Consider the following 9,537-nt stretch of genomic DNA (forward strand, 5'->3'; position numbering starts at 1 on the left):
GGGTCTGCTGAAAAAGTTTTTCCTAGAAGCAGGGTGTAGGGTGTAGGGTGTGGGGTGTGGGGTTTTACCGATTTTGAGGGGGTCAATTACCTAATTTTCAGGGAAAAAGTAGCTGAATTTCCCCCTGATCACTCCCATATCTGGTACTTTTGGATTTCAAAAAAGTCTAAAACTCTTATCCAGCAAGGTTTTTAGATTTATTCAGCCAGCCCTAATTGACTATAATTAAGACTAGAGTGTTTTCTAGGGCGAAATATAGCTATGGCAGCAGTGATTTTAAACTTAGATACAGTCAATCTCACCGATGAGCAGTTTTACTGTCTCTGTCAAGTTAACCCAGATTGGCAACTAGAAAGAAACGCCCAAGGAGAATTAATTGTGATGCCACCTGTTGGGGGAATTAGCGGCAACCGAGAGGCCGATTTTATTAGTTTACTTTGGTTGTGGAATCGTCAAACCGGATTGGGTAAAGTCTTTAGTTCGGCGACGATTTTTCGTTTGCCGAAAGGCGGAGATCGCGCTCCCGATGCCGCTTGGGTGAGTTTAACTCGTTGGCAAGCTCTGAGTCGAGAAGAACAGGAGAAATTTCCGCCTATTTGTCCCGATTTCGTCATTGAACTGCGCTCCCGTAGCGATTCCCTCCCGGAAATTCAAGCGAAAATGCAGGAATATCTCCACAGTGGTTTGCGATTAGGTTGGCTAGTTAATCCTCAACAACAACAAGTGGAAATTTATCGTCCTCAGCAACCCGTAGAAATTATGGAACTACCGGCTAATTTAAGCGGAGAGGATGTCTTACCCGGCTTTAGTCTATTTATCTCCATTTTTGAGTAAAATATCCTTAAAACCGAGGTATGATCAGACCTCTGGTCAAAATCAAAATAGGAGTCGCTCGTCAGTAGTCAGGGTAAATTCAGGCACTTTTTCCCTGAAAATTGGCTAATTGACCCCCTAAAAATCGGTAAAACCCCACACCCTACACCCTACTCCTAGGAAAAACTTTTTCAGCAAACCCTATTTAACTATGACCACCGATACTGTCACCACTCCCTCGCCCAAAAAACTCTGGTTAGCAGCCATTAAACCACCAATGTATAGTGTGGCGATTATACCGATTATTCTGGGAACAGCGATCGCTTATCAGGAAACAGGTCTATTTTCTCCCCCGGTTTTTGCCACTTTTATCCTCTCAGCTATTTTAATTCTCGCTTGGTTAAATCTCAGTAATGATGTTTTTGATGCCGATACCGGGATCGATGTCAATAAGGCCCATTCGATTGTTAATTTAACCGGTAACAAATCTTTAATTTTCTGGCTGAGTAATCTTTTTCTATTATTAGGCATCGCTGGTATTTTTGCTATTAGTTATGGGCGAGGCGATTGGATGCTCCTAGAATTAATCGCCCTCTGCTGTTTTTTGGGCTATACCTATCAAGGGCCTCCCTTCCGTCTCGGTTATCAAGGATTAGGTGAAATTATCTGTTTCTTTACTTTTGGACCCTTGGCGATTGCCGCTGCCTACTATTCCCAAGCTGGCACTTTTTCCCTCTCTAGTCTAGCGGCTTCAATTATTATCGGGATTACTACTTCTATCATCCTTTTTTGTTCCCATTTCCATCAAGTCGCCGATGATCTCAAAGCGGGTAAAAAATCACCTATTGTCCGTTTAGGTACTTTAAAGGGTTCTAAAGTTTTAACCGTAGTGACGGTTCTCGTTTACGTTTTAACGGTAGTTTTTGTCCTGCTCCAGGTTTATCCCCCTCTCACTCTTTTAATCTTCCTTAGTCTCCCTTTCGCTTGGCAATTAGTCAACCACGTTAACCAAAATCACGACCAACCTCAGCTAGTCAGTAACTGCAAGTTTATAGCGGTTAATCTTCACTTTTTTAGTGGCATTCTCTTCTCCCTTGGCTATTTCCTTGCTTCCCGTTGATCAACCCGATTTTTTTTCTTAAACCCCTTTATCAGTTATCAGTTATCAGTTATCAGTTATCAGATTTGAGTTTTAAGTGTGCAGTATGTATTAAGTGGGAAGTATTTAATACGGCGGATTCAGCCTTAGTCTGGTACATCTTCCAGTTTCCTACTGTCTTTTTACTGTTTACTGATCACTGATTACTGTTTACTGTACCCGATCAAGTTTGCACTTATTAACGGAAAAGTGACAGAATAGGGAGATAGATCGCCACAAATAAAGGTTAGCATGAGTGAACAACCCCTCGGATCGGTTATTCAAGGTTCCCTGAGTGAAGGTTTAGAAATCCGTCTTTATCCGGATATTTCGGTAGAAGATATGCGCGTCGGTAAGTTTTTGGTGGTGCAAGGCACTCGATCGCGTTTTTTCTGTCTCCTCACCGATGTCTCCCTGGGTAACTCCAGTCCCCGGATTATCGCGAATCCTCCCCATCCCGATGATAGTTTTATGCGCGATGTTTTAGCGGGTAGCGGTACTTATGGTACTATTGAACTATCGCCTATGCTCATGTTTACTCCGACTGGAGGTAATTCTCCCGCAGTTTCTGACACTTCTTTAGGCTCTTTTCAACCCCAAACTAGCGCCGATTTAGAATTACTGCCAGTTAAAACTATTCCCGCGCATTTTAGCCAAGTTTATGAAGCTTGTGAGCAGGATTTTCGCATGGTTTTCGGTTGGGAAGATGATCCCACCAGAAAGAATTTTGCTATTGGTCAACCCCTTGACATGGACGTGCCAATATGTATTAATCTCGATCGCTTTGTGGAACGTAGTAACGGTGTTTTTGGCAAATCCGGGACGGGAAAATCCTTTTTAACCAGATTACTAATTTCGGGCATTATTCGCAAACAAGCAGGGGTTAACCTCATGTTTGATATGCACTCGGAATACGGTTGGGAAGCGATGAAAGAGGGGAAGGAGGTTTCTACGGTGAAAGGATTATGTCAATTATTCCCCGGACAGGTAGAAATTTATACCCTCGATCCCGATTCTACCAAACGCCGGGGAGTACGAGGAGCGCAGGAATTATTCTTAAGTTATAATCAAATTGAAATCGAGGATATTCGTTTAATCGGTCGGGAATTAGGCATCTCGGAAGCTAGTTTAGATAATGCCAATATTCTCTATAACGAGTATGGAGAATCTTGGATTACTCAGTTATTAAATATGAGTAACGAGGATATTAAAATCTTCTGTACGGAAAAACAAGGCCATGCGGGATCAATCATGTCCCTCCAGAGAAAATTAATGCGTCTAGATAGTTTGAAATATTTAAGAAGTGCTTGTCCCCACAATTATATCGATCAGGTTTTACAAGCTTTAGATGCAGGTAAGCACGTTGTCATTGAATTTGGCTCCCAAAGTAATATGCTTTCCTATATGTTAGCCACCAATATGATCACCCGTCGGATTCATGCTAATTATGTTAAAAAAGCTGAATATTTTTTACAAACCAAAAACCCCGTTGATCGGCCGCAACAGTTAGTGATTACTATTGAAGAAGCTCATCGATTTTTAGATTCTGCCGTGGTGCATCAAACTATTTTTGGAACCATCGCTAGGGAGATGCGAAAATACTTTGTTACTCTCTTAATTGTTGATCAAAGACCTTCAGGAATTGATAACGAAGTCATGTCTCAGGTAGGGACAAGAATCACCTGTTTATTAAACGATGAAAAGGACATCGAAGCCATATTTACAGGGGTTTCTGGAGGGGGAAGTTTGCGATCAGTTTTAGCGAAATTAGACTCAAAACAACAAGCTTTAGTTTTAGGTCATGCGGTCCCTATGCCGGTAGTAATTCGTACTCGCGCCTACGATCAAAAATTCTATGCTGAAATAGGTGCGACCGACTGGCGAGAATTACCCGATGAGGAAGTATTAGCGGCGGCCAAAATTGCCAAAGCCGATCTAGGATTTTAAAGGAATTTATTTGGGAGATTTCTCCAATGGTTCTTCTGGAAAGAAGCAATAAAATCCTCAGTACCCGGAATGATACCAAAAATCTCCTCGGATAATTTCAGCAGTTGAGGATTATTAAAAAGACTATAATATTCGGGATCTTCTCGAAAGGTTTGCCAACGATTAAGAACATCCATTTTCTGCCCTTCTTGTTGATAGGATAAGCCATCAAAGGAACTACCACCAGCAAAATTGGCAACTAACTCTTTTTTCGAGTCATCAAAAGGAATTTGCAGTCTTTCTGTAATTGCTTGCCGATAATTGACATCTGTTAACCATTGATTATAGTTGATTCCCAAACGATAGCGATCAGCACTTTTTTGGTAACTTAGATAAACCTGAGCGTATTTTTCCCAGAGAACAGCAATATTTTTTAAGTTTTCTTTGCCCCATTTTTGATAAATGCTGGCTAATACATTGAAAGGATCCCGCAGAATAACTATAGAAAAAACCTCTTGACTTTTGCCTACCCACTGCTCATGATAGCGATCCATCAAATCGCTGAAATTTTCAATATCTTTTTCCTCAAAGCTGACAATTATCGCCTCTTTGGGATGTTGTTTGAGCTTTTGACCATTAAAGCGTTGATCATTTTTTGAATAAGTGACAATTTCTTTATTAAAGAAAGGATTTCTCTCAAAAAAGAAGTATTTTTTCTTAAAATCCCAGTAGTTAATCCCCTTGCAGTCAATTCTTCCTGTACCTTTGTAAATACGAATTTCCTTTCCTGCTAAATAGCAGTGATTGGCAAAAACTACCTGACCAGGTATCTGGGAAAAAATCCAATTGATAATCGCATGATTACCACTTCTTTTAATGCCAAATACTCGAATTTCTTTATTGTTGATTATGGTTGACATTTGATTGATGACACTAGCAAGAGAAAGTAATTTATCTAAAAACTGTTGGTTCCAAGTTTTTGAGTATAAGAATATACAAAAAATAGGTATATCGATATACTAATCTCGACTGGTAGTGTGACAAAGATCAAATGTGTTTGTCAATGAGTATTTATACTCAAACAATAATCCCTTGATTCTGAGGACAACTCACAGTCAAGGTAATTTTGTCAAAACCTTTTGTTAGAATCAGAAAGCTCGACAGTCTTAACCCTGGATGAAAACTGGTTTCCCTAACTATGCAACAAGGTGATTTAATCGAGATCGAGATTACCGACCTCAACCATACGGGCGAAGGTGTGGGAAAATACCGAGGACAGGTGATTTTTGTGCCGGATACGGTCATTGGCGATCGCATTCAAACTCGCATCACCTATATCAAAAAAAGTCATGCGATCGGCAAACTACAAACTATTCTCCAAGCTTCTCCCCATCGTATCCGTCCCCGCTGCATCGTCGCCGATAAATGTGGTGGCTGTCAATGGCAACACATCGAGGACCAATTTCAGCGCCTAGTCAAAAAAGAGCAAGTACAAGAGGTATTAACCAGAATTGGCGGTTTTAGCGATCCTTTGGTTTATCCTCCCCTCACCGGTAATTCTCCCCTCGCTTATCGCAATAAAGCTACCTATCCCCTCGGATTTTCCCCCACCGGCAATGTGCAAGCAGGTTATTATCGTCGCGGCAGCCATCATCTGATTAATCTCAATCAATGTCCGATTCAAGATCAGGCTTTAAATCCGTTTCTAGCAGAGATAAAACAGGATATTCAGGGTCAAGGCTGGTCAATTTACGATGAAAAGACCCACCAAGGACAATTACGCCATTTATCCCTAAGAATTGGCCGCCACACTGGAGAAGTTTTATTAACCCTGATTAGTACCGATAATAATTTACAGGGAATTGAGGCACAGGCGCAGCAATGGCTGGCAAAATACGCCAATTTAGTCGGTGTAACCGTGAATTATCACCCCGAGCGAGGTAATGCTATTTTTGGCGCTCAGACCACAACTATCGCCGGAAGGGACTATATTACCGAAAAGTTCGCCGGATTAACCTATCAATTGGCTGCCGATACTTTTTTTCAGGTTAATACAGAGGCTGCTGAAGCCTTATTTGCGGTTATTTGTCAGAAATTAGACCTTAAAGGTGAAGAAATTCTCATTGATGCCTACTGTGGCATCGGTACTTTTACTTTACCCCTCGCTAAACGGGTTAAAGAGGTGATTGGACTAGAATCCTATAGCTTTTCCCTCGATCGAGCCAAGATTAACGCCCAATTAAATAATATTACCAACACAACTTTTATTTTGGGGGCAGTAGAAAAAACTTTACCGCAACTGACAGTTAAACCCGACATTATTCTACTCGATCCGCCCCGCAAAGGTTGCGATCGATCTGTCCTCGATAGTCTGTTACAGCTGCAAAGTCAACGCATTGTTTATATCAGTTGTCAAAGTGCAACTTTAGCCAGAGACTTGCAATATCTCTGTAAAACAGGCGATTATCAACTGCTAGAAGTGCAAACAGCTGATTTCTTTCCCCAAACTACCCACGTCGAATGCGCCGCTTTTCTTAGACAAAAAACAGCGAATATGGTAGGATGAAATAGGAGGAAAAACCCGACACTTTAGCCGTTTATGGTCGAAAAGTCAATGGGTAAGGATAATAGCATACTAAAGACCGTTCCAGTCAACTACTTTTTTGATTAATTACCCGCTCAAAGTGGCCTTGATTCTCGATTGGTGTGTAGATCAATCATAAAAATATCTAATCAATCTCAGAGACAGAAAAGGGATAAAACATGACTCATTAGGTATGGCAATCAACTAGATCGACGGTTAAGAGACCTTAATCTTTCTGTAAGAGAACAGTCATTGAATATAAGCTAGAGGTAAAGTGCGTGATTGCTATTTCACTGCCAACAAGCAAACGAAGTTGGAACACCATGAGTTTCGCTTCCACCTTGTATCTTTGTCCGATTTTAGATTTATTGACCGCTAGTATTCCCGAAGAATTAGAACCAGAAATTAGATTAGGATTGCAAGAAGCTTTAGTTAATGCCGCTAAACACGGCAATCATCTCGATCCCAGCAAAACCGTGGTCGTTCACTTTTCCAGCAGTAAAGACGAGTATTCTTGGGTAATTACCGACGAAGGTTGTGGATTTACGCCAGGTTGTCCCCATCATGGCTGTAGTTGCGATTGTCCCAATTTTCCCCCCGAAGAAGCGGAAAATGGCCGAGGACTGTGTATGTTATATCAAATCTTCGACCAAGTTCACTGGAATCAACAAGGAACCCAACTGAAACTTTGTAAACAAATTAAACAGGAACGCTGGTTTAATTAATGACCGTGACCGTGAGAAGGACAGGGAGGAGCAGAAATCGAGCGATCGAGCCAGCCTGTAGCCTGTTGTAGCCGAGGAAGTGCTTCTTCTGGCTGATTATCTAATAAAAACACCAAAGCCGTCCCTAATTGTTCGGCGGCCCGAGCATTACGATTGGCTTTCAGACGATGCCAGTCAATCGGTGCGATCGCCAAACGTTCCGCCAAAATCCGCGCCAATTCCGGGGTAGATAGATCATCAATAGTCTGAGATGCGGAGGAGACAGGGGATGGAATCATAATCAAAAGGTTTCGTAAAACCGTAAAATCGTCTATAACTATAGTTTAGACGCAGGAAATCCCATTGAGTCCATGTCCTTAGAAGAAAACCCGTACCCTAACGATGAATCGGCAGAATTTACCGAAGCAATTGAAGAAGTCGAAGCGGCGATCGCAACACTAAAAGACCGTTATCGACAGATCAACGAAGCAGAACAGCAAAAAAAAGACCTAGAGGCACAATTTAGCCAAATAGAACCCCAATGGCGGGAAAATCCCCTACCTGAACTAGAAAAGGAATTGTTACAAATTCGCGAACAGATTCAAGAATTAGAGGTAATTTTAGAAAGCAATTTACTTAAAGAAGGGGAATTAAAGCGCCTATTCTGGGAAGGAATCCGTCGCGGACTGCTGGGGGAGGTTTTTTGGCAAATTGTCCGCTTTGGTGGTATCGGAGTCTTACTGGGTTGGATTCTGCGATCCTGCAGCGGGTGATTGACTGCACAGGGGACAGTGGGGTATGTTGCCTTGAGAAGCTGATTAGGGTTGGGTTCCATCCAGACGGATTTGACAATTATTGGCATCGAGCGTATCTAGAGGATTGCCGTTATAAGTGCCTTGTTTAACTATTCCCAACAGAGAAGCGATAACTATACACTTTCTTTCTTGGTTGGGATAGGGATTGGCGGCATCGGCGGCGGGATATAATACGATTATCGCTTGGTTTGCCCGCGGCTCAAAGGTTAACCCCGGCACATGACCCCGAAAGGAAAACTGTACCCCCGGACTGTCGCCATCAGGGGGAACATCTGGAAAATTATCCACCACCATAAATACTTCCTGCGGCAGACTTAGGGAACCCGCATTAGTATTAGTCGCCACTAAACAACCCGGTTGATTGGCAGTTATTTGCCGGTAAACCGTGGGATCAGTGCCAGTCCCTTCAGTAAAATTAATCGTGCAAATTCTCCCTAGACGGATGGCTTGTCTTTGGGCATCCCGTAGGGCTGATTGTATAGAATCGGTGGCTTCTTGGACTTTATTGCTATTTAACCAAGCTAATAAATTAGGTCCAGTTAAGGCGGCAAGAATTCCCGCAATTGCCAAAGCTACCAAAATTTCTAACAGGGTAAAACCCTGATTTTTATGGACAGTTAAACGACGCATCGGGAATCACCTCGACAGAACTTTCGGCAATAACATTTTCTTGGTTGGGGTAATCTTTAGGAGTTTTATCTGTTGCTTCGACTCGATAATCAATACGGAGACGATGGGGATTATCCAATTGCTCAGCAATATTAAAAGTTTGAAAGAGAGAATAGTCTTTACCGACAATTGGTTTTTTCGCTACTAATCGTTCCTTCGGTATAGGGGTGTCGGGGGGGGGAGCCGTTAGTTGTCTTCTTAAAGCTGTGGCATAACCCTCTTTTCCTGTACACCACTTCTCGTCGAAAGCTAAAGTCGAAGCTTGATATTTGGTATCCTCGAAGTCTTCTTGTATCCAAAAGTTAGCTTGAGCTTGTCTTTCTGACCGAACTTTATATAAGGCATTCACTGCCATTAACTGTAAGGTTCCTGTTAAGAAAGCGGTAATAGTTAAAATGGCAATTATCACTTCTAACATCGAGAAACCTGACTCGGACGACGGTAGTTTTAACGGTATTCCCTTTTCTTTTGATTTCACTTTTCAACCCTCCCCGTTTTTCCTGAAAACCACTGACTTTTTTTAGCTCTCAACTACAGAGTACCCAGTTGACATCCTCACCGCCGTAAACGGACGGTGATTCCCAAACCTCACGATTTAGGTTTCTGCTTCTTTCCCGAAGGATTTTTCGCACCTGCCTTAACAGATTTACTCTGTTCTGGTCTTATGATCGCTCGACAGACTGACACCGCAAGCCCTGCGGCCAAAATATTTTTACTAGCGTTAATATCTCGGTCATGGTGAGTCCCACAGTCTGGACAGTCCCATTCTCGAACATTTAACGGCATTTTTTCAGCAATATACCCGCAATTACTGCACCGTTTAGAGCTAGGAAACCATCTATCTATTTCGATGTAATTTCTTCCATACCAACGGCATTTATAGGCTAA

The 9,537-nt window shown here is 42.1% G+C and carries 11 protein-coding genes; 6 read left to right on the forward strand and 5 right to left on the reverse strand.

The genetic code is table 11. The annotated features are described in order from the left end of the window. The first annotated feature begins 261 nt into the window (after positions 1–261). The 3 genes from O9332_RS23980 to O9332_RS23990 all read left to right on the forward strand — a co-directional run bounded on the left by O9332_RS23980 (position 262) and on the right by O9332_RS23990 (position 3,898). Positions 262–834 (forward strand): Uma2 family endonuclease, encoded by a 573-nt coding sequence (locus tag O9332_RS23980; RefSeq protein ID WP_002763694.1) that lies wholly within the window; start codon positions 262–264, stop codon positions 832–834. A gap of 190 nt (positions 835–1,024) precedes the next feature. Beyond that, a complete protein-coding gene (menA, locus tag O9332_RS23985) occupies positions 1,025–1,933 on the forward strand; it encodes a 2-carboxy-1,4-naphthoquinone phytyltransferase (RefSeq protein WP_002763692.1) in 909 nt (302 codons plus the stop codon). Positions 1,934–2,203: 270 nt separating this feature from the next. Next, entirely contained in the window at positions 2,204–3,898 is a 1,695-nt protein-coding gene (locus O9332_RS23990) for a helicase HerA domain-containing protein (protein WP_002763690.1), read from the forward strand. On the opposite strand, the gene O9332_RS23995 is transcribed toward O9332_RS23990, so the two are convergent. After that, a complete protein-coding gene (locus O9332_RS23995; RefSeq protein ID WP_002763688.1) occupies positions 3,895–4,797 on the reverse strand; it encodes a hypothetical protein in 903 nt (300 codons plus the stop codon). The two genes, O9332_RS23990 and O9332_RS23995, sit on opposite strands and share 4 nt — an antisense overlap. Positions 4,798–5,075: 278 nt before the next feature. Here O9332_RS23995 and rlmD point away from each other — a divergent pair, with 278 nt between their 5' ends. Together rlmD and O9332_RS24005 are read left to right on the forward strand one after the other, a co-directional pair. Further along, complete coding sequence (rlmD, locus tag O9332_RS24000) at positions 5,076–6,443, forward strand: 23S rRNA (uracil(1939)-C(5))-methyltransferase RlmD (RefSeq protein ID WP_288027679.1); 1,368 nt, start codon at positions 5,076–5,078, stop codon at positions 6,441–6,443. A gap of 341 nt (positions 6,444–6,784) precedes the next feature. Further along, positions 6,785–7,186 (forward strand): ATP-binding protein, encoded by a 402-nt coding sequence (locus tag O9332_RS24005; RefSeq protein WP_002763681.1) that lies wholly within the window; start codon positions 6,785–6,787, stop codon positions 7,184–7,186. Here O9332_RS24005 and O9332_RS24010 read toward each other — a convergent pair. After that, on the reverse strand, positions 7,183–7,464 hold the full coding sequence (locus O9332_RS24010) for a DUF6439 family protein (protein ID WP_002763679.1): 282 nt from the start codon (positions 7,462–7,464) through the stop codon (positions 7,183–7,185). The genes O9332_RS24005 and O9332_RS24010 overlap by 4 nt on opposite strands. A gap of 72 nt (positions 7,465–7,536) precedes the next feature. Between O9332_RS24010 and O9332_RS24015 the strand changes: the two genes are divergently transcribed. Beyond that, complete coding sequence (locus tag O9332_RS24015) at positions 7,537–7,938, forward strand: sll0565 family protein (RefSeq protein WP_002763677.1); 402 nt, start codon at positions 7,537–7,539, stop codon at positions 7,936–7,938. 45 nt (positions 7,939–7,983) lie between these two features. Here O9332_RS24015 and O9332_RS24020 read toward each other — a convergent pair whose 3' ends face one another. From O9332_RS24020 to O9332_RS24030, 3 genes are all read right to left on the reverse strand, one after another. Beyond that, positions 7,984–8,610 carry a pilus assembly FimT family protein gene (locus O9332_RS24020; RefSeq protein ID WP_288027680.1) on the reverse strand — a complete coding sequence of 209 codons (627 nt, stop codon included), beginning with the start codon at positions 8,608–8,610 and terminating at the stop codon, positions 7,984–7,986. Continuing rightward, on the reverse strand, positions 8,588–9,067 hold the full coding sequence (locus O9332_RS24025) for a type 4 pilin (protein WP_288027682.1): 480 nt from the start codon (positions 9,065–9,067) through the stop codon (positions 8,588–8,590). Before O9332_RS24025 ends, O9332_RS24020 begins: the two co-directional genes overlap by 23 nt. A gap of 170 nt (positions 9,068–9,237) precedes the next feature. Then, positions 9,238–9,537, reverse strand: a 300-nt coding sequence (locus tag O9332_RS24030) for an RNA-guided endonuclease InsQ/TnpB family protein (protein WP_288027681.1), incomplete at its 5' end; no start/stop codon positions are given.

Origin of the sequence: Microcystis sp. LE19-10.1B, from assembly GCF_027530565.1 — a bacterium.
GTDB classification, from domain to species: domain Bacteria; phylum Cyanobacteriota; class Cyanobacteriia; order Cyanobacteriales; family Microcystaceae; genus Microcystis; species Microcystis aeruginosa.

Excerpts from the sequence above, each read along its gene's own strand:
- O9332_RS24010 (WP_002763679.1), bottom strand. The coding sequence starts at position 7,464 with ATGATTCCATCCCCTGTCTCCTCCGCATCTCAGACTATTGATGATCTA.
- O9332_RS23995 (WP_002763688.1), bottom strand. The coding sequence starts at position 4,797 with ATGTCAACCATAATCAACAATAAAGAAATTCGAGTATTTGGCATTAAA.
- O9332_RS24015 (WP_002763677.1), top strand. The coding sequence starts at position 7,537 with ATGTCCTTAGAAGAAAACCCGTACCCTAACGATGAATCGGCAGAATTT.
- rlmD (WP_288027679.1), top strand. The coding sequence starts at position 5,076 with ATGCAACAAGGTGATTTAATCGAGATCGAGATTACCGACCTCAACCAT.
- O9332_RS23990 (WP_002763690.1), top strand. The coding sequence starts at position 2,204 with ATGAGTGAACAACCCCTCGGATCGGTTATTCAAGGTTCCCTGAGTGAA.
- O9332_RS23980 (WP_002763694.1), top strand. The coding sequence starts at position 262 with ATGGCAGCAGTGATTTTAAACTTAGATACAGTCAATCTCACCGATGAG.
- O9332_RS24025 (WP_288027682.1), bottom strand. The coding sequence starts at position 9,067 with ATGTTAGAAGTGATAATTGCCATTTTAACTATTACCGCTTTCTTAACA.
- O9332_RS24005 (WP_002763681.1), top strand. The coding sequence starts at position 6,785 with ATGAGTTTCGCTTCCACCTTGTATCTTTGTCCGATTTTAGATTTATTG.
- O9332_RS24020 (WP_288027680.1), bottom strand. The coding sequence starts at position 8,610 with ATGCGTCGTTTAACTGTCCATAAAAATCAGGGTTTTACCCTGTTAGAA.
- menA (WP_002763692.1), top strand. The coding sequence starts at position 1,025 with ATGACCACCGATACTGTCACCACTCCCTCGCCCAAAAAACTCTGGTTA.